At 41.9% G+C, this 20223-nt stretch carries 15 protein-coding genes, 5 tRNA genes, 2 pseudogenes and 1 other annotated feature; of the genes and pseudogenes, 18 read left to right on the forward strand and 4 right to left on the reverse strand.

All coding sequences use genetic code 11. The features are described 5' to 3' along the window. Position 1: 1 nt before the first annotated feature. From D6855_RS16255 to D6855_RS16280, 6 genes are all read left to right on the forward strand, one after another. Positions 2-74 (forward strand) — tRNA-Asn (locus D6855_RS16255). Positions 75-104: 30 nt separating this feature from the next. After that, positions 105-176, forward strand: a tRNA-Glu gene (locus D6855_RS16260). A gap of 7 nt (positions 177-183) precedes the next feature. After that, positions 184-257, forward strand: a tRNA-Ile gene (locus D6855_RS16265). A gap of 56 nt (positions 258-313) precedes the next feature. Beyond that, a tRNA-Val gene (locus D6855_RS16270) sits at positions 314-386 on the forward strand. 61 nt (positions 387-447) lie between these two features. Next, positions 448-533 (forward strand) — tRNA-Leu (locus tag D6855_RS16275). A gap of 743 nt (positions 534-1276) precedes the next feature. After that, a complete protein-coding gene (locus D6855_RS16280; protein ID WP_120743036.1) occupies positions 1277-3781 on the forward strand; it encodes a hypothetical protein in 2505 nt (834 codons plus the stop codon). Between the two features lie 281 nt (positions 3782-4062). Here D6855_RS16280 and D6855_RS16285 read toward each other — a convergent pair whose 3' ends face one another. Beyond that, the gene (locus D6855_RS16285; protein ID WP_120743038.1) at positions 4063-4365 is read right to left on the reverse strand and encodes an STAS domain-containing protein; all 303 of its coding nucleotides are present in this window, start codon (positions 4363-4365) and stop codon (positions 4063-4065) included. A gap of 120 nt (positions 4366-4485) precedes the next feature. Between D6855_RS16285 and D6855_RS16290 the strand changes: the two genes are divergently transcribed. The 3 genes from D6855_RS16290 to D6855_RS16300 are packed head-to-tail and all read left to right on the forward strand — an operon-like array spanning position 4486 to position 7459. Then, positions 4486-6156, forward strand: coding sequence for a PP2C family protein-serine/threonine phosphatase (locus D6855_RS16290; RefSeq protein ID WP_158589566.1), 1671 nt, complete (start codon positions 4486-4488; stop codon positions 6154-6156). Then, positions 6156-6659 carry a hypothetical protein gene (locus D6855_RS16295; protein WP_120743042.1) on the forward strand — a complete coding sequence of 168 codons (504 nt, stop codon included), beginning with the start codon at positions 6156-6158 and terminating at the stop codon, positions 6657-6659. The genes D6855_RS16290 and D6855_RS16295 overlap by 1 nt, the downstream gene beginning before the upstream one ends. Next, positions 6659-7459, forward strand: a complete 801-nt coding sequence (locus D6855_RS16300) for a response regulator (RefSeq protein ID WP_120743044.1) — start codon at positions 6659-6661, stop codon at positions 7457-7459. Before D6855_RS16295 ends, D6855_RS16300 begins: the two co-directional genes overlap by 1 nt. A gap of 248 nt (positions 7460-7707) precedes the next feature. On the opposite strand, the gene D6855_RS16305 is transcribed toward D6855_RS16300, so the two are convergent. Further along, positions 7708-8463: a helix-turn-helix domain-containing protein gene (locus tag D6855_RS16305; RefSeq protein WP_158589567.1), complete on the reverse strand. Its 756-nt coding sequence runs from the start codon at positions 8461-8463 to the stop codon at positions 7708-7710. 154 nt (positions 8464-8617) lie between these two features. On the opposite strand from D6855_RS16305, the gene D6855_RS16310 reads away from it, so the two are divergent. The 4 genes and pseudogenes from D6855_RS16310 (at position 8618) to thrS (ending at position 12785) form a co-directional block, all read left to right on the forward strand. Next, positions 8618-10000, forward strand: a complete 1383-nt coding sequence (locus tag D6855_RS16310; protein ID WP_120743048.1) for an MATE family efflux transporter — start codon at positions 8618-8620, stop codon at positions 9998-10000. A gap of 23 nt (positions 10001-10023) precedes the next feature. Further along, positions 10024-10182: pseudogene (locus D6855_RS17195) on the forward strand (maltose acetyltransferase domain-containing protein); the annotation flags it as partial. A 234-nt stretch (positions 10183-10416) separates the two neighbouring features. Further along, a pseudogene (locus D6855_RS17200) lies at positions 10417-10566 on the forward strand (DapH/DapD/GlmU-related protein); the annotation flags it as partial. Positions 10567-10714: 148 nt separating this feature from the next. Next, positions 10715-10928: a binding site (T-box leader), on the forward strand. Between the two features lie 96 nt (positions 10929-11024). Further along, positions 11025-12785 carry a threonine--tRNA ligase gene (thrS, locus tag D6855_RS16320; RefSeq protein ID WP_120743052.1) on the forward strand — a complete coding sequence of 587 codons (1761 nt, stop codon included), beginning with the start codon at positions 11025-11027 and terminating at the stop codon, positions 12783-12785. Positions 12786-12823: 38 nt separating this feature from the next. On the opposite strand, the gene D6855_RS16325 is transcribed toward thrS, so the two are convergent. Then, the gene (locus D6855_RS16325) at positions 12824-13483 is read right to left on the reverse strand and encodes a Crp/Fnr family transcriptional regulator (RefSeq protein WP_120743054.1); all 660 of its coding nucleotides are present in this window, start codon (positions 13481-13483) and stop codon (positions 12824-12826) included. Positions 13484-13604: 121 nt separating this feature from the next. Between D6855_RS16325 and D6855_RS16330 the strand changes: the two genes are divergently transcribed. The 5 genes from D6855_RS16330 (at position 13605) to D6855_RS16350 (ending at position 19907) form a co-directional block, all read left to right on the forward strand. Beyond that, positions 13605-14339: an ATP-binding protein gene (locus D6855_RS16330; protein WP_120743056.1), complete on the forward strand. Its 735-nt coding sequence runs from the start codon at positions 13605-13607 to the stop codon at positions 14337-14339. A 37-nt stretch (positions 14340-14376) separates the two neighbouring features. Next, the gene (locus tag D6855_RS16335) at positions 14377-15324 is read left to right on the forward strand and encodes an L-lactate dehydrogenase (protein WP_120743058.1); all 948 of its coding nucleotides are present in this window, start codon (positions 14377-14379) and stop codon (positions 15322-15324) included. Positions 15325-15449: 125 nt separating this feature from the next. Then, positions 15450-17186 carry an HD-GYP domain-containing protein gene (locus tag D6855_RS16340; RefSeq protein ID WP_243112011.1) on the forward strand — a complete coding sequence of 579 codons (1737 nt, stop codon included), beginning with the start codon at positions 15450-15452 and terminating at the stop codon, positions 17184-17186. A 142-nt stretch (positions 17187-17328) separates the two neighbouring features. Next, positions 17329-18396: a substrate-binding domain-containing protein gene (locus D6855_RS16345; RefSeq protein WP_243112013.1), complete on the forward strand. Its 1068-nt coding sequence runs from the start codon at positions 17329-17331 to the stop codon at positions 18394-18396. Beyond that, positions 18393-19907 (forward strand): sensor domain-containing diguanylate cyclase, encoded by a 1515-nt coding sequence (locus tag D6855_RS16350; RefSeq protein ID WP_120743063.1) that lies wholly within the window; start codon positions 18393-18395, stop codon positions 19905-19907. The genes D6855_RS16345 and D6855_RS16350 overlap by 4 nt, the downstream gene beginning before the upstream one ends. A gap of 133 nt (positions 19908-20040) precedes the next feature. On the opposite strand, the gene D6855_RS16355 is transcribed toward D6855_RS16350, so the two are convergent. After that, the coding region (locus D6855_RS16355; RefSeq protein ID WP_199712476.1) for a transposase at positions 20041-20223 on the reverse strand (183 nt) is incomplete at its 5' end.

Below are 20223 nucleotides of genomic sequence, written 5' to 3' on the forward strand. Positions count from 1 at the left end.
ATCCTCCTTAGCTCAGTCGGTAGAGCATTCGGCTGTTAACCGAAGTGTCGTTGGTTCGAGTCCGACAGGGGGAGCTAGATCGAGACAGCGATCACCAAGCATTGGGCTCCGTGGTCAAGCGGTCAAGACATCGCCCTTTCACGGCGGTAACACGAGTTCGATTCTCGTCGGAGTCATTTATCAGGAGCTTTAGCTCAGTTGGTTAGAGCAACCGGCTCATAACCGGTCGGTCCCGGGTTCAAGTCCCTGAAGCTCCACTCTGGTTTTTTAATAGTATATTGAAAGACCGCGTATTAACCCAGTATATTAAAGAGGGGTCTTAGCTCAGCTGGGAGAGCATCTGCCTTACAAGCAGAGGGTCACAGGTTCGAGCCCTGTAGGCCCCACTCACGCGATATGTAGCAATTGCATATCGCGTATTTTTTACCACAACACAATATGGTAAATGCCGGCGTGGCGGAACTGGCAGACGCCCGGGACTTAAAATCCCGTGGGTAGTAATACCCGTACCGGTTCGATCCCGGTCGCCGGCAGTAATATGTGTGGCTGTAAGCTTAGAGTTTATCTGAGTTTACAGCTTTTTTCTTTGTTTAACTAAAGTGGTCCATTTCGGTCCAAATGTGGTCCATCTCTTTATAAATCTGTATTTGAAGGAAATTGATTTCTTAAAAACACAGATTGTTTAGCCAATACTTAGAGCTCTATCAGGCTGTCCTTCGATATCTTTAGGCTCTTTCACTTCCTCGAAGATATAGTGTTCTGTCATGGCTCTATTAGAATGGCCTAAAGTTTTCTGCAAATAAGCTGTTACAGAATCAGCAAGGCGATTATAGAGTTTCTTTAATGGTGATATATAAAACGCTCAAAGATACGAACTGAATTGGCAAAACATGCATTGCAGAATTCAAAAAATTAAGCAGAACAATTGGCGGAAACATTGGGCGTAAAAGTAAAGGGAATCGAACGAAGGGTAAAAAAGTCAGAAACCGCATAAAATCTAAGTTTCATGTTCAAAAAAGAGGTTTACCAGAGGTTGCCTCATAAGTCATATCGTCAGCTTGTTAGCTGGCGATTTTTTTGTGTGACTCTTTTGTGTCCTTTGGGTTTGTATTATATGACCATAACAACCGACCGGAACAAAAAAGTAATGAAAAACATGTGTGACCGTTCTGTGACCAACAGGTTGCTAAGATGAGATCACAAAGTAACAAAAAACAAAAGCAAACAACAAGCGAAACAAACCGATAAAAAATCAAAGAAAAAGGAGATTAAGATTATGGCAAACAGAATGAACAGAGTAAGAGCATTAACCGGTGGACTTGCAGCAATAATGATCATGTCAAATGTGGCAACAGTCACAACATATGCAGCAGATCCCGAAGAAGTAACAGTAGCAGTAGAGCAGGCAGCAGCACCTGAAGAGGTAGTACCTGAGACAGCAAAAGATGATGAAGCACCTTCAGGAATGCAGCCGGCACCTGAATATGCAGAAATAGAAGAAGCACAGGTAATTGAAGTACCTGCACCTGTAGAGATGGGAACAGCAAAGGCCGGTAACTTCGAAGAAACCGAAGAACCTGAGGCACCTGCACCTGAAGCAGTAGTACCTGAGACAGCAAAAGATGATGAAGCACCTTCAGGAATGCATCCCGCACCTGAATACGCAGAAGTAGAAGAAGCACCGGTAATTGAAGCACCTGCACCTGTGGAGATGGGAACAGCAAAGGCCGGTAACTTTGAAGAAAACGAAGAGCCTGAGACAGCAGCACCTGAGGCAGCAGAAGCAGAGGCAGTTCCGGCAGAAGAGGTGGAAGTTGTAGAGAATGCAGCTCCTGTTAAAGAGGTTGCTACAGTTGAAGAAAAAATTGTTACCACAGCCGACGAGGAAGTTCCGGTAGAAATCGGAACAGCAAAGGCCGGAAACTTCGTGGATGACACTGATCCTGATACAGTACAGGGAGAAGCTGACGGCAACCTTCCTACTATCGTAAGATCAGAAGAAAATTCTACAGATCCCATTTCTGCTTTTGGCATTCTTATGAGACCCGGTATGAAGACCAGAGTGGATTACTACAGCAATGGCGAGGTTATTCAGACTGTCATGATGACTGACAAGGATGGAAACGTCGTTGCAACAAAAATGTTTAGATTAAAACCCGGAAATACAGAAATAATCGAGTCCGGAGATGTGAGTGAAGTTTTTGCAGATAAACAGGCAGAGAGAATAGACGCAGAGCAAAAGGCAAGGGCAGAGGCTGAAAAGAAGGCTGCTGAAGAAAAGGCCAAGGCAAAAGCAGAGCTTGAGAAGAAGGTCAAGGGCATGTCATTGACCGAGATCATGGACTACTATAAGAAGCTCAGCACAGTAAATACAAAGCTTGCTGAAAAAACCACAGAAGGCGGTCAGGTAGAGCTTACCGAGGAAGAGCAGAGCCTTGAAGATGATATTGCAGAGTTCGGAATGGATATGCTTAAGGAAGTAGTTTCAAACGGCATTGACAAGCTCATTGAAAAGGTTCCCGGATCAGATATCTATGGTGGTCCGATAAAAAGTCTTTTCAAGAAAGGCATTGGACTTGAGGAGGACAAGGGGCCTGATCTTACCCAGACTGTTCATGAAGAAGCTGACAGAGTCATTGGTGAGCTTAAGCAGATGCAGAAGGAAATGAAGGATGACAATATTAACGCAGAAGCTTTCCAGTCATATAATAATACACTTAATGCTTTTGATGAATATGTTGATAACAGAGTTAAAGAAATTGAGTTAACAAATCAGGTTAACTCCTACAGCGACACCGAGAAACTTATCAGAAACGCTTATACGATCGGTGGAGAGGCTGACTGGCTCAGAGGAGATCTGAGTGTATTCGATTACCTCAGAAATGCAGGAAAGGTTCTTCAGGGCGGAAAGACATCCGACAAGGACGACAGAAGTTATTTTGATCTTCTCTATGATTATCACAAAGACAGCAGCCTGTTCTCTGGAGAGGCAATGCAGAAGGCAGAGAAGTACATTCAGGCAAGACTTCAGAGATTCACTGAATCCTGTAACAACGTTCTTCAAATCCTGAACATGCAGAAGCAGGTATGTGACCTTAGCGAGGATGAGGTTAACAAGCTGGATGAGAAAACCCGTGAATACTACAAGGCCATTAAGACTAACAAGGATGCCATCCAGGTAAGAATAGATTTCATCACAGGAATCTTTACAAATCCGGTTAAAACTGATGCATCAAATGATCTGGTAAAGTCCAGAACAAGGGGAATCTTCTCTACAGCAAAAATGTATTACCATAAGGCAAAGACAGTTTATATCGGAAATAAAAACAATAAGGAAGGTGTATGGCTCTGTGACAACCTATGCAGTTTCAAAGGAGATGACTATAACGGTTATGTTAAAGACGATTATGAATATGAATCTTCAATCGACAACAAAGACGTATATGATGAGGTGAAGAAAGATCTCAATAAAGGTAAGCTCACAACTGAGGATATCAAGAAGATCGCAAAGCAGGCAAAAGCTATGAACATGACAATCAAGGATTACCTTGCATACTGCGGATTTAACGTACAGACAATGCCCGATGGCGGAATCCTGGTATCAGAAGCAGTAAACAGAGAAAGCACATTCTGGAACAGAACCGAGAATTCTTGCGGAGTAAATGGATATAAAGTAGATGATGTAAATGCAAAAGAGAACTACACTGTTCTTCTTACAGACAGAAGTTACGAAAATGCACAGAACAAGGGAGCGTCATTCATCTACTTCAGAACAAGGTAATAATGTAGGATCATCTTAAGTGAGAGCACCCTGTTCGGGAAACCGATACAGGGTGCTTTTAAGCTTTGATGGATTAGGAAAAAGAGATTTCAGCCTGATAACAGCATGGATACCTGTATCGAGAAGAAAAGCGTATTCAGGACGGTTTACTTTAATCCGGGCGTAGCCCTTTACTTCGTGATCTGCACCGCTATTATTATCACGCAGCTTATGAATATTCAGTTATTTACTGTCTAATAACTTATCTACCAAAAAGAGCCGGTCAGATGACCGGCTCTCATTCATTCTACTGTTAACAGTTCCAAAAAACCAATGGTATCCAGAAGCTCTTTCACTTCGTCATTTACATTGACAAGCTTCATGGTACCGTGCTTTTCCATTGTCTGAAGCATCAGCAGGATTGCCCTTACGCCTGCGGATGAAGTGTAGGGCATCTCTTTAAGATCAAGGACGAGCTCGTCGATATTCTCAAGGGCGTTTTCCAGTTCTTTTAACAAAAGCGGAGAAGTATTGGTGTTAAGGGAACCAATGACTTCTGCCGTTAGCTTTTTTCCGTCTAAAGTCTTATTTACAGAGAAATCCATAGAAACTCCTTTCTATGTTTCAATGATAACATATAATCGTATAAAGGTGCACAAAACTGCTATAATAAATGTATGGTTAAAAACGGGAAAAAACAAAAGAATACTCTGTTGGCGAGACGCGTGACCAATACAGCGGTGGCGGTTTCACTTCTTGTGGCCTTTATAGGTCTTATTGTGGGAACGGTCTCATTTTTCTGGACGCTGCTTGCAGAAAATATGACAGATACTTTTTATATGTTGGGGACAGCCATCGTTGCGTCTAAGGATTTTGCAGATACAGAGGTACTTGCCGAAGATGCCGTTACTGCGTATAGGAGACTGTCCGAAGAGGAAAGAGCGTCTACGGGCACTGATGAATATCGACGGCACTTTTCTCATGTCTGTGAACTGGAGGATTATAAACAGCTCACAGATTATCTCAAGCATTACCAAAGTATAAATTCGTATGAGAATATATACTTTGTGGCCTATGACAAAGACACAAATGTGTTCGTTCATGTAATCGACACGGGGCATTATGGTGATACCACATATGAGACAGGGGACTGGGAGTATATTTCTCCTCAGGAAGTAGAAAAACTTCAAAGCATTAGCATTACTGTTCCCTGCAGTATTCGCAGGAACGACAGGGGAGACTGGATAGCTGCAACAGGCGTCAGGCTCAGAGATTCACAGAAAGCCACCTATGGTTTTCTTATGGCGGATTATGCCCTCAAAAATATGGCCTTTGACATTGCGATGTTTCTTATCCGCTATATCATTGCCATTGTGGCTGCTTCGATTCTTTTTGCCTTTTTACTTAACAGGCATTTTGCCAAAACACTGGCAAAGCCGATCAATACAATATCCACCGCAGCGAAGGATTACATAAAAGACAAAAAGGCAGGGATTTCAGACTCTCAGCATTTCTCTTCTCTTGATATAAATACAGGAGATGAGATTGAGAAGCTGGGAAGTGTGATGGCAGATATGGAAAAAGAGCTGTCGGCCTATGTTGAAAGTATTAAAGACATGACAGCTAAAGAAGAGCGTGCCAGAGCAGAACTTGACATGGCAGCTCAGATCCAGAAGAGCGCACTTCCGGATATCTTTCCTGCTTTTCCGGACAAAAGAGAATTCGATATCTATGCAAGTATGGAGGCAGCCAAGGTTGTCGGTGGTGATTTCTATGATTTCTTCCCTGTTGATGATGATCATCTTTGCTTTGCTATAGCAGATGTGTCGGATAAAGGAATTCCTGCAGCGCTTTTCATGATGTCTGTTCAATCTGTCATAAGAAGCAGTGCAAGGACGGATAAGTCACCGGCCCGGGTCCTTACAGATACAAATGAAGTTGTCTGCGAAAACAACAAACTGAGAATGTTCGTAACAGTATGGCTGGGGATCCTTGAAGTGTCCACGGGGCGCCTTATCTATGCAAATGCGGGACATGAACCGGCAGCATTTTATATGAAGGAAAATAGCTTTGAGCTGGTCAGGGGCCAGAAGAAACCTGCTATAGGTATAATACCGGGGATGAAATATGAGGAGCAGGAGATAGCGCTTTTCCCTGGAGATAAGGTATTTTTGTATACGGATGGCGTGCCGGAGGCATCCGATGCTGAAGGAAAGTTCTTCGGGCGGGATGCGCTGCTTGAGGCTCTCAGGAATCATGAGAAAGATGATCCGGAGACAGTTGTTAAGGGTGTTTCGGACGCCATTAGCTCTTTTACCAAGGATGCGGAACAATTTGATGATATGACCATGCTGTGCCTTTCATATAATGGCGGAAATGACGGAGGAATGATCTGATGTCTGAGACAAGGATTGACAGGAAGTTCTATGAGGCGATACTGGATTTTGAAAAGAGCGAGCATGCTCAGGACTATTACTATGAGGTAATGGATTCGTTCACCGGAAAGATCTGCAGAAACGGAGAAAAAGAGACTGTAAGGGACAGGGTTTTAAAGACCTATGGACTTTTGTTTTGTGAGGATACCGGACTGAAGATCGGAGAAATCGCCGGAGTTGACGATGTAGCTGATACGGCTGATCGCCTTTATATCGGTGAAGTGGGATATGACTCGGCGCACTGGTACAGGATGAAGCACGAGTTTTATGTGATAGATGAGGATAATTATGACAGGTTTGCGGCCCTGGTAATAGCAGATCTTCGCTGCGGAGACCTTCATGATGCCGCACAAAAAGACAGAAAAATGCTTATTGTTGGCGAGGCAGATCCTTTGCATATGACTACGGAACAGAGGAAGAATCAGCATATTTCTTCAGTATCTCTTCCCAGAGGAGGTGCCTGATGAAGGTTATTGCCGTTGACGACAACAAAAAGGATCTGAAGCTCATTTCATCGATCGTTGGAGAGGTTATTCCGGACGCAGATTTTACTGCCTTCGACAATCCCCTTTCTGCTTTGGCCAAAGCCAGAGAAGAAGAGATAGACATGGCAATCCTTGATATAAATATGCCGGAACTTGACGGCGTTGAGCTGGGGCTTTATCTGAAGAAGATGAATCCTTTCATGAATATTATTTTTCTTTCAGCTCATAAGGAGTATGGCTTTGAGGCCATGGACATGCATGCCAGCGGATATATGTTAAAGCCTGCCACAGAGAGCAAAGTGAGAAAAGAGCTGGCGGAGCTTCGTTATGCAGAGAAGTTTGGTGACCATAAGAGGGTATTTGCCCAGACTTTTGGCAATTTTGAGTTCTTTGTGGACGGAAAGCCCATAGAGTTCAAGTACAAGAAGACAAAAGAGATTGTGGCCATCCTTATTGCCAATAAAGGCGCCCAGACCACCAACGGTGAGCTTATCGCCAACCTTTGGGAAGATGAGGGTGATCCCGAGAAAAAGATGTCCTATTTAAAGAACCTTAGGCAGGACCTTCAAAACACCTTTACAAGGCTGGGGCTTGAGGGAATCATCCTGAAACAGAGAGGAAGTCTTTCTATAGCAAAAGACAGGATAGAGTGCGACCTTTATGACTGGCTCGAAAAGAAGGACGCTTCAAAGTACAAGTATATGGGGGATTTCATGAAACAGTTCAGCTGGTCTGAGTTTTATATGGCTGATCTGGACGAGTTTGATTTTGATGAATGAGTGGTTGAAAGCAACAAAAAAACTCAGAACAAATTTGGAGTTTCAATAGGTCTACTTGTAAAACGAAGTAAAGTGGTCCACAAAGTGGTCTATAAAAGAGACAGGGTCGGCGAAGCCCCCTTTCTCTGCGGATTTGCGGGATTCCGAAAAGTTCGATCCCGGTCGCCGGCAGTAATTTCATGTGGCTGTAAACTTAGATAATATCTGGGTTTACAGCTTTTTTCTTTGGTTAACTAAAGTGGTCCATTTTAACGTGAAATGTGATGTCTGTATTCCCTGTCCCGAAACTGCTTGGGAGTTACTCCGTTCTTTTTGCGGAAAGATTCTGTAAAGTGACTCTGTGAATTGAAAGCAAGAAAGCTGCTTATCTCAGCACAGTTATAATCAGAATTTTTCAGCATGTTTTCAGCGACTTCCAGCTTCCTTCTCAGAATATAGTCGGATACTGAGAGGCCGGTTTCTTTTTTGAATAATACAGATAGATAGCTTGTGTTTAACCCGACATGAGTTGCCAGCTGTTCAAGCAGGATCTTTTCATTAAGGTGCCGGTCTATATAATCCAGGCATCTTGAAACATGTTTGGATATTATGTTTTCCTTTTTCAGGTTCTGCATGCATTTGGTGAAATAGGATACCATCTCGTAATGGAGCTCAAGAACCTCATCCACGGATACGCATTTGTTCATGTTATAGATGTAAAGGTCACTGGTGTTATATGCAGTTTCTGAATTAAGTCCGCCCTCTATCGCAAATCTGGTCATGAGAGTGGCATTACAGATAAAGAGGTATTTCATGTGTGTGACCGGATCATCTGCAAGCTTTGAGGTTTTGGCACCCTGAAGCATCATCCTGTGGCTTTCCTCTGCAGCACCATCATCACCTGCTTTCATCATCTGGTACTGCAGCATTTCTTTTTCATATTGGAAATGAATGAAATTGTTCTCGCGTCCTATGAAATTCATCATGGCGACCTGCGCATCAGGCTGTTTAACTCTTTTTGCCATATCTGATCTCCTCATATGATTCATCCACAGTTTTCAAAACAATTTTAACACATATAAACGATAAAAAGACAATATAAATGATATTAGTTTTCTGCTGCTGGCGGTATAAATGAATTAAGAACTGAAAAGAAATAATGACAGGAGTAAAAGTGCCATGCAGAAGATGAAAGAAAAAACTGTTGATATGACAGAGGGAAGACTTTTGGAAAAGATAATAAGGTTCGCAGTTCCGGTATGTCTGGGACTTTTGTTCCAGCAGTTATACAACCTTGCAGATACAATAATCGTAGGCAGGATGCTTGGAGTCAATGCACTAGCCGGAGTAGGATCAACGACAGGACTTACCTTCTTTGCATTCAGCATATCAACAAGTCTTGGCAACGGATTTTCAGTTTCAATATCTCAGAGATTTGGAGCAGGTGATGATAAAGGAATAAAGAAGTATTTTGGCAATGCCCTTGTTTTATCAGCAATCTTGTCAGTTGTACTAACGATTATAACTACTTTCCTGGCCAAGCCTGTACTTGATCTTACAAAGACACCAGATGAGATTCATTCTTTTGCATATAAGTATGTTATCGTGATATTTGCAGGTCTTGTCTGCACTGTTTTTTACAATCTGCTGGCTGCATCACTCAGAGCACTTGGTGACAGCAGAACGCCTGTGATTGTTCTTATTATTGCTTCTGTGGTAAACATCGTACTGGATATAGTCATGATAGGCACTCTGAAAATGGGAGTAGCAGGCGCAGCGCTTGCTACTGTGGCATCCCAGTTGATTTCCGTATTGTTCCTTGTGAATTACATTGTTCATAATAATGAAAGCCTCAAGATAACTACTAAAGATCTTCGTATAGGACATGACGTATCAGCAGAACAGCTGATGACCGCAATACCAATGGCTCTTCAGGGGGTAGTTATCGCTTTAGGAATACTTATAGTTCAGGCTGCGATAAATGCAATGGGTACGGTATATGTTGCAGGAAGCACTGCAGGTAATAAGCTTTATGGGATAATGTCAGCTTCAATCGATTCTGTATGTCAAGCCATGATTCCGATAGCTGGTCAGAACTACGGTGCAGGAAAACATGACAGGATAGATAAGGGACTGAGGCTGGTCAATATCATTGGCTGGTCACTTACAATAGTGCTTTCTGTTTTTGCCTACTTCTTTGGACCTGCAATGATGGGACTTTTTATAGATACTGCCGAAGCAGAGGTTATTACATATGGACACCAGTTCCTGCTTTTCTATGTAATGGGTTACGGGTTCCTTACTATACAGATGAGTTTCTGCTTTGCACTGCAGGGAAGTGGGAAAGCTAAATTGACTGTGGCGTCCGGAATACTTGAAACTGCCGGTAGACTGGTCGGAGCAGTAGTCATAGCCGGGATGTATGGCTATATCGGAGTTTGCCTGGCGTTACCTCTTGCATGGGTATTTACTTCAGCATACATCATTCCTGCGTATATTTTGTGCAGAAAACGTATGACAGGGAACAAGACTAATTTTAATAGCGAAGCTGCCATCATATAAGAAAAAGAGAGGAGATCAGGTTGATGACTGAACTTGAGAAGCTGGAAGCAGGGCTTGAGTACTGCTATGATGATCCGGAAGTTGAGGTTCGAAAGGAAAATGCTATTTTACAGTGCCGTGAATACAATGCAATAGATGACACAGATTACGAAAGCCAATATGCGAAGCTAAAGGAAATGCTTGGAAGTGTGGGTGAGAAAGTATGGATTGCCAAGACCTTTAACTGTGACAATGGAAAGAAGATCCATATCGGCAATAACTTTACGGGAAATTACAATCTGACTATCCTGGACATTAGAGAGGTTTATATAGGGGACAATGTCATGATCGGTCCCAATACCTTGATTACTACTGTCAATCATCCTCTCACACCCATGGGAAGAAGGAAGCATCTGGGTATTGCAAGGCCGGTGCATATAGGCAATGATGTCTGGATTGGTGGGAACGTAACTATTCTCCCTGGGATTACTATAGGAAATAACGTAGTTGTTGCTGCCGGTGCAGTAGTAACAAAAGACATTCCTGATAATACCCTTGTAGGAGGTGTTCCTGCTAGGAAGATAAAAGATATAGAGAATGATGTTTAGAAAGAGAATACTAAAAACGATCACATGAAAGTGGTCCACAAAAAGTAATTGTTTGTAGCTGTAAACTTAGATAATATCTGTGTTGACATTATAAGATGATCTTTGCTAGAATCATTTCAATAACATAAGAAAAGCGTTGACGGAAAGAGTAGTTTGTGATGAATCATCCAGAGAGAGTGACACTTGGTGGAAGTCATTTATGAGGATAACAGACGAAAACCATTCCTGAGCTGCAATGCTGAACAACAGTAAGCGTTGCCGTATGCCTGCGTCAAAGGATAGGATTTGTTAGAATCTGAAGTAAAAAGTTAAGGTGGAACCGTGCATAATGCACCCTTAAGATCAGTGGATCTTTTGGGTGCTTTTTTATTTTTTGACACTATTTCTTATGTTGTTGCAGATACTAATAATTCTTTTTACGAAAGGAGCAACACATTATGAAAGTATTACAAAGAGATGGTCAGGTAATGGAAGTATCTTTTGATGAAAAGGAGGGAAAGGAGGCTTTATGGCATACAAGTGCCCATGTTCTGGCACAGGCTGTTAAGCGGCTTTATCCACAGGCAAAGTGTGCTATAGGATCAGCAATTGAAAATGGATTCTACTATGACTTTGATTTTGGCTTTTCTTTTAACGAAGAAGACCTTGGTGCAATAGAAAGAGAAATGCGCAGAATCATCAAGGAATCCTTGTCACTTCAGGTGTATGAGCTGCCTAAGAAAGACGCTCTTTTCTATATGGAGAATGCAAATGAGCCGTTTAAGCTTGAGATGATAAGGGAGCTTCCTGAGGGCGAAGTAATATCTTTTTACAAACAGGGTGACTATGCGGAGTTCTGCGCCGGCCCTCATATCGTTAATGTAAGTCACATAAAGGCAGTCAGGCTCCTCTCAGTTGCAGGGGCATACTGGCGTGGGGATGAACATAATAAGATGCTTACAAGGATATACGGAATCTCTTTTCCAAAGGCATCTATGATGGATGATTATCTTCATCAGCTTGAGGAGGCAAAGGCAAGGGATCACAGAGTATTGGGAAAAGAGCTGGAGTTGTTCGCATTGATGGATGAAGGCCCTGGACTTCCTTTCTATTTCCCAAAGGGCCTTATACTTAAGAATCTGCTGATTGATTACTGGAGAAAAATCCATGTCCGTGAAGGCTATCAGGAGATATCCACACCAATAATGCTGACAAAGTCACTTTGGGAAAGGTCAGGCCATTGGGAACATTACAGAGATAATATGTATGTGACAAGCGTTGATGATGTGGATTATGCCATCAAACCCATGAACTGTCCTGGAGGCATGCTGGTTTATAAATCAAAGCCTCATTCATACAGGGAGTTTCCAATCAGATGTGGGGAACTTGGAATTGTCCACAGAGCAGAAAAGTCCGGGACTCTGCACGGCCTCATGAGGGCAAGATGCTTTACACAGGATGATGCACATATTTTTATGCGTGAAGATCAGGTTTTATCTGAGATTCAGGGTGTTATGAGACTTATAGATGAGGTTTATTCCAAGTTTGGATTTCCTTATGAGATAGAGCTATCCACAAGACCGGAGAATTCAATTGGAAGTGATGAGGACTGGGAGCTGGCGACAGAGTCTCTTAAGGCGGCAGTAGAAGGAGTGGGAAAACCATATAAGATCAATGAAGGTGATGGCGCTTTCTATGGCCCTAAGCTTGATTTCCACGTAAAAGATTCCATTGGAAGAACATGGCAGTGCGGAACAATACAGCTTGATTTCCAGCTTCCTCAGCGATTTGACCTTGATTACATTGGTGAAGACGGCGAGAAACATAGACCGATCATGCTTCACAGAGTTGTATTTGGCTCGATTGACCGCTTCATGGGAATTTTGATTGAGCATTATGCAGGAAAGTTCCCCGTTTGGCTTTCACCAGTACAGGCTAAAGTGTTGCCGGTATCTGATAAATACCACGATTATGCAAAAGAGATCATGGCAAAACTCTATGAGGAAGGGATACGCGCAGAGCTTGACAATCGCGATGAAAAGCTTGGCTTTAAGATCCGTGAAGCAAGAATGCAGAAGGTTCCTTATATGATCATAGTCGGGGAAAAAGAAAAGGCTAGTCATCTTGTATCTATCAGACAGCGTGACGCTGAAGCAGATAAGCAGGAAATGGGTGAGATGGAGTTGGCTGATTTCATAGGTTTGATAAGAAGGAGTTGATGATTAAGATGTATTCAAGAGGATTTGAGCTATATCGGTTAAGGCGTAAGCAGCTTGAAATGACTTTTCTTTGTTTCGATTATTCCTTCTTTCTGCATCTTGCCTAGTTCCTTAGAAAGGGCACTTCTTTCAAGGTTGAGATAATCAGCGAGCTGTTGGCGGTCAAAAGGAATGTCAAACTCGGTACTGTCATTCTGCAGTGCGAGAGTGTTTAGATAGGACATAACACGCTCACGGATTGTCTTAGGGGAAGTATGAAAGCTTCTGCCGGATAGATTCAGGTTTTTCTTTGAAGATATTAACAGAAGATTGCGCAGGAATTTGTAATCCCAGGAATTCTGGCTCTCAGATGAGCTCAGGATTCCTTTTGTTTTGAGCAAAAGAATAGAGCAGTCTTCGTTGGCTATGACATCAACCAGCATGGGAACATCCTCAAGAAGGGCGTAGGCCTCTGCAAAAAGCCCACCCTTTTCTACATGGCTGAGGATTGTCCTGTTTCCCCATATGTCATCACTTAAAACTGTGACACTGCCGGATAATACGATCCCTATGACTCCGGGATTGGAACCTGCATGGAGTATTGTATCGTTCTTTTGATAAGACTGTATTTTGGCATTCAATGATTTAAGCAATTCCTGAAGTTCTTTATCTGTCATTCCTCTGAAAAGAAGCATTTTCTGTAGAATTGTGATATCCATTTGAACTCTCCGACTTAGTTCTGAACCTTGCTCTAAATTTTTTAAAAAGTGGTTATAACAACATACTTATATTGTAAATCATATTAAACTGACATCATAAAAGCAAGGAGGTCTGTTTAATATGGTACGTAAGATAATAAAAATAGACGAGGAAAAATGCACTGGGTGTGGGATTTGTGCGAATGCCTGTCACGAAGGTGCTATTGAAATGGTTAATGGCAAGGCAAAGCTTGTAAGAGAGAATTTCTGTGATGGATTTGGAGACTGCCTTCCATCATGTCCAACAGGAGCGATCACATTTGAGGAGAGAGAAGCCCCTGAATATGATGAGGCTGCAGTTAATAAGGCAAAAGAGCTAAAGGCCTATCCTGAAGATCATCGTGAAGGGCATACAGGTGGATGCCCCGGATCAAGATTTATGAAGTTCAAGAAAAAAGAGGATTCAAAGGAGGATACAAACTTTACATTGGCAGACAGATTTGTTTCACATCCTTCAAGGCTTGAGCAGTGGCCCTGCCAGATAAAGCTTCTTCCTACAACTGGGGATTTTTACAAAGGAGCTAAGCTCCTTATCGCCGCAGACTGCACAGCTTATGCTTATGCAAATATGCATGAGGATTTCATGAAGGGCAAGATCACAATGATAGGTTGTCCCAAGCTTGATGAGGGAGACTACACTGAGAAATTGACAGAAATTATCAGCAATAACGACATTGCAAGTGTTACGATAGTAAGGATGGAAGTTCCATGTTGTGGCGGACTTCAGAGAGCTGCTGAAAATGCTATAAAGAACAGTGGTAAGTTCCTTCCATGGCAGGTTGTGACAATCTCAAGAAATGGTGAAGTTATAGAATAAATGAAATTTATAAGGTAGTGGAAAAGGAGAAATAATAATGGCTGGATTAAATTACAGAAAGGTAGCTGTTATTGGTTGCGGATTTGTGGGTGCTGCTTCAGCATTTGCAATCATGGAAAGCGGTCTTTTTTCTGAGATGGTGTTGATAGATGCCAATAAGGAAAAGGCTGAAGGCGAAGCTCTGGATATCAGTCATGGACTTCCTTTTGCCAAGCCGATGAAGATATATGCAGGTGAATACAGGGACATAGCAGATGCATATATTATTGTGGTGACAGCAGGCGCCGGACAGAAACCAGGAGAGACCAGGCTTGATCTGGTAAAAAAGAATGTAGGCATCTTCAAGTCCATCATACCCCAGATAGCTGAAGTCAACAAAGACGCCATAATGCTGATAGTCGCTAATCCTGTAGATATCCTTACTTATGCTGCGAAGCAGCTTTCTGGTTATCCTGAACACAGAGTGTTTGGATCAGGAACAACTCTTGATACAGCGAGATTTAAGTATCTTCTTGGGGAGCATCTTTCTGTGGACAGCAGGTCTGTACACGCTTTCATAATTGGAGAGCATGGTGACAGTGAGATTGCAGCCTGGAGCAGTGCGAATGTTTCAGGAATTCCAATCAATGATTTCTGTGAGATGAGGGGACACTTCAACCATGAAGCTGCTATGAAGGAGATTGCTGAGAATGTTAAGAACAGTGCTTATGAGATAATCGAGAAGAAAGGAGCTACTTACTACGGCATTGCAATGTCTGTACGCAGGATATGCGAAGCGATCGTTCGAGATGAAAAGACTATCCTTCCGGTATCAAGTTTGCAGCACGATAACCATGGCATTTCTGATGTGGCACTTAGCATGCCTGCAATTGTTGGAAAAGACGGTGTAGAGAGCACAGTTCCAATAAGCCTTAATGATACGGAAACAGAGGCTTTAAGAGCTTCTGCTGATACATTAAAAAATGTAATAGAGGAAGTACTTTAAAAAGGTATCTAAGAATATCCAGTAAGAGAGAAGCGTAAGTAGATGGCGCTTCTTTTTTTTGTTATATTGTTTTATATGGGATTATGATACAAAAGAATCTATTTTTGGTGGAAAGAAAAACAACCATGAAAAGAAGAAATGAAGCTGTTTATTCAACCATAGAGCAAGGTATATGCATATTAATCCTTTTGGTTTTTGTGTTTTTTTCAATTGTTTCAGGCAATCAGGAAAAAAATACAGATTCAGCCATGTTTGGGGATATTAATGAAGGCTGGGTTGATGAAGACGGACAGACAGTTGATCTTTATGATCTGGATCTGGGCAGCCACTATGTTACATTGGACATTAGTAAACAGAACACTGATGGTAAGGCTCTTTGCTTTAAATCTATCGATACCAATTTTAAAGTATATGCTTCTGATGAGCTGATTTACGATTATAATCCTGAGATACCAAGGTTTTTAGGTGCTTCGTATGGTATGCAATTTCACACCATTGCAATTCCGGAGGGAAGTTCATCTTTATCGCTGTACGTCGAGCCAGTATTTACAAATACGCCCGCAGGTATAGGAGAAATAACTATTTGTGATGAAGGGCAGTACATGACAAATGTCTTTAAGAGAAATCTCCCTTCTTTTGGACAAGGCGTGGTAACCATAATTATCGGGATTCTTTTTGTTATAGCAGGAATTACAGGCCAAATAGTAATGAAATCAACAGGCATTGATTTCATATCTTATGGTATAGCCTGTGTAATGGTCGGATTTATTGGGCTTAATGATACACTTCTTCTTCAGATACTAACAGGTCGTCCTGATCTTATCAGAGTTACAGAATATATGTGTCTGGTATTCATTCCATTGCCTGCGCTGGCCTTTTTTTCCAGTACCACCGGAGAAACCCATCTGAAGCTGTTGACGGGCATGTTTGTGGTATGTCTTTTAGATTTCTTCCTTCAGGTTGGACTGACAATAGGCAGGTTGTCAGACTATTACTATCTTGTTTATATTTCGCAATTTATAATATTAGTTTCTTTTTTGATTGCTGTAGTTGTAATTGTTAAAGCTATACGCCAGGGCAAAATTAAAAAGACACTTTTGCGAAGTGTGGCTTGGGGACTTGGTGTCTGCCTTTTTGGTACTGTAATTGACATATTCCGTTATCAGTTTTTCAAAAGCTATGGAAACTTAACCTTTACACGCCTTGGAGTGCTGGTGTTTACAGCACTGATGGGGATTTATCTATATAAGGACCATATAGATTCCTTGAAGCAGAAGCAGAAGGAAAGTACTATACTTGCATCCGAGGTATCTGCCGCTTTTGCTAAAGTTATAGATATGAAGGATCCGTATACCAATGGCCATTCGGAGAGAGTGGCAAAATATACAGCGATGATTGCCAAAGAGATGGGGTATGATGCTGAAACTGTAGAAAAATATTACCGTATTGGTCTGCTACATGATGTAGGTAAGGTTGGCATCCGCAATGCTGTGCTCAATAAGCCGGGAAAGCTTACAGATGAAGAATATGACGAAATCAAGTCACATACTTTAAAGGGATACGAGGTACTTAAAGATATAAGTGTTGTACCTGAACTTGCAATAGGTGCACTAGCCCATCATGAAAGACATGACGGAAATGGATATCCCAATGGCCTTTCAGGCGATGAAATTCCGCCGGCGGCACGTATTATTGCGGTCGCAGATAGTTTTGATGCAATGTATTCTGACAGGAAATATCGAAAGGGGCTGGATTTTGAGAAGGCGATATCAAGAATTCGAGAGGCCTCCGGAACCCAACTTAATCCTGAAGTGGTAGACGCATTTTTCAGGCTCGTTGATAAAGGAGAGATAAGACCATAAAAATGCAAAAGAGTAAGAGAAGCAGAAATGCTTCTCTTATTTTTTATTTATATATATTTAAGAATAGAAACTAGCGGAATATAGTATTATTTATATTAGAAAAATGTTTATATCCATAACTATTTCTGCAAGGAGGAATGCTATGTCTGGAAAGTTGAATAACATATTTCGCAAAGCTCTGGTAGTAGCGATTTTTCTTGGCGTTGCAGTTACCAGCACTGGTTATTCTACGGATACTGGGATAAATGTGGACGATTCCGATAGTGTAGTAGATTTTGTACATAGTCTCGATGATTATGAGCCTGCTAAAGACAAATACAATTTCTATTTTACATATAAGATAGTTCATCCCTGGTGGGATGCTGTTGCGCTTGGAATGGAAGATGCCCAGAGAAAATATCTTGAAAAGGGCATAGTTATTACTTACGAATATATGGCTCCGGATGCAGCTTCTTATGAAGATCAGACTAAAAGATTGCTGCAGGCTAAAGAAGGCAATTATGACGTAATTGGAGTAGATGTGGCTGATGAGGAGAAGATCTCTCCTGTGCTTGACAGTTTGATGGAATCAGGCAATAAGGTCATGACGTTTTCAAGCTCTGATGCATCTCTTAACTGCAAGAGGATTGCTTACGTTGGGAATACCCATAACTATCAGGACGGAGTGGATCTTACAGAAGCACTTTGCGAAAAGCTTGGCTACAAGGGCAAGGTGGGGATTCTGGTTGGAAGTCACGGGGCTCCTTGTCATGAGGACAGAGCAAAGGGTGCAAAAGACGCTATCTCTAAATATAAAGATATGCAGATAGTAGCAGTTGAGTATGATAATGACTCTATTGATACAGCTTATGACCTGGCAAAGCAGATGCTAAAGGACAATCCTGATATTGCAGGTTTTGTATGCTGCAACATGAGTAATCCTGTTGGAACAGCCAGAGCAGTTACTGAGCTTGGAAGTAAGGCTGTGATCGTGGGGATGGACCATGATCAGGAGGCACTCCGTTATCTCAAAGATGGCGTTATCTATTGCCTTGGTGTGCAGGATTGCTATTCAATTGGGTTTGATACTTTGCAGGTTGCGGTAATGATAGCAGATGGAAATCAGCCAGGAGCTCTTTTCCCAGAAAAGACTGATGAAAGAACAACTATAATCTATCAAGAGGATGCAGCACCAATGCTTGAAGTCTTGTATGGAGACATGGCGCAATGAAAAGCAGGAAGATTACTGAAAAGGCAGTGACTATAACTGCGGCGATAGGAAGTGCTTTTATCATGATAATGGTTATCGCCAATACCTATTGGGCTTCTAAGCAGGCTATTTCGTCTACAAATCAGGCTGTTTCTGCGGTAAGTGCTTTTTATCTTGAATCCATGGCAGACAGGCGTTCTAAGACAATTGCTAACCTGATCAACAATAATTTTGACTACATGGAAAAGGCTGTTAGTGTCATAGATGAAGCAGATATAAAATCGCAGGATGATCTTCGTAAGGCCATTGGTAAAATTCAGAGCCTTTTGTCTCTTAACCGATTTGCGCTTGTAGATGAGGATGATGTGGTATATACGCAATACACCACATATACTGGTGGCAGCAGACATGCTTTCCTTGCGAATAAGACTTTGAATGACAGGGTGATAAGCACAGTTTTCCTTTATGGCTCATCCAAGGAACTCTGTCTGGCAATCCCTATTGATATAAAGATCATGGGCAAACAGTTTAAAGCATGTTTTGTTCAGATAGATATCAATGATATTGTTGATCTGCTTGCTTTTGATGATCAGGAAAGTACGCATTTTGCACTTTATTCTGCAAATGGTGGAAACATATCTGAGACCGAGCTTGGTCCGCTTATTGGGACAGATAATATTTTTGATGCCACAAAAGCGAATGTTTCTGAGGAAAAGTGGAATTCATTTCGCTCTGATTTCGCAAACCATAAGAGAGGAACGCTGACCTTTACTATAAATGGCGTTGTAGATACTATATGCTACGAGCCTGTGCCAGACACCGGATGGGAGCTGGTTGTAATGATCCGTGAGAGCGTTATCCAGGATCAGATTCAGGAGATCAGTGATAAGAGCCTTTATAATAATCGCATACAGATATTATCCCTTCTTGCAGTAGCCACGCTGTTCTCCGCTATATTGTTCTACATGATAAGGCGTGTTGCTAACGATAAGCTTCATGCTGAAAAAGAAAACAGTAAAGCATTCAAGAGCATGGCGAATACTGATTCAATGACAGGAGTCAGAAATAAACATGCCTACATGGAGACTGAAGCTCAGGTAAACAGCTGGATTCGCGAAGGCGCTGTTGATAAGCTTGCCCTTGTTGCATGTGATATAAATGGTCTTAAATATGTCAACGATACAAAGGGACATGCTGCCGGCGATCAACTTATCAAAAGTGCATGTGACATGATCTGTGACATTTTCGTTCATGGTTCCGTGTATCGAATTGGTGGTGATGAGTTCGTAGTTCTTTTATCTGGAAAAGGATATGATACCAGAGAGGAAACAATTGCATCCTTTAACAGAGTGGTAGAAGAAAATATCAAGAAAGATGATGTCGTTGTTTCTATTGGCTATTCAACTCTTCAGCCAGAGGATGAACGGTTACATGACATCTTCGAACGAGCAGATCAGATGATGTACGCCCGCAAAAAAGAATTAAAGAGCATGGGCGCACGAACTAGAGAATTTGATGAAGCAAAACCGTAACGACGGGTGGAAAAGAGAAGCAGAAATGCTTCTCTTTTTATTTGGGGGAGGGTAAGATGTAAAGAGAAATTATAGTTATAAACATTGTGCAAGAAAACCCCTTCCGATGAAATCGGTTGCGGGATGAATCGCACTAGCTTTTCTTTTTGTACTTCCCCGTCTTAATATATTTGCGTTTGTGTTCCTCTGTTCGTTGATCTTCAATGTATTTCTTGACAGTATCAAGAGAAACACTTCCGGTAGTGGCACAGAAGTAACTTGCACTCCAGAAGGGTGAATCTCCCCATAGGTATTTCTCAACGTGTGTTCTATATGT

The organism is Butyrivibrio sp. CB08 (assembly GCF_003625485.1).
In the GTDB taxonomy this organism is placed as follows: Bacteria; Bacillota; Clostridia; order Lachnospirales; family Lachnospiraceae; genus Butyrivibrio.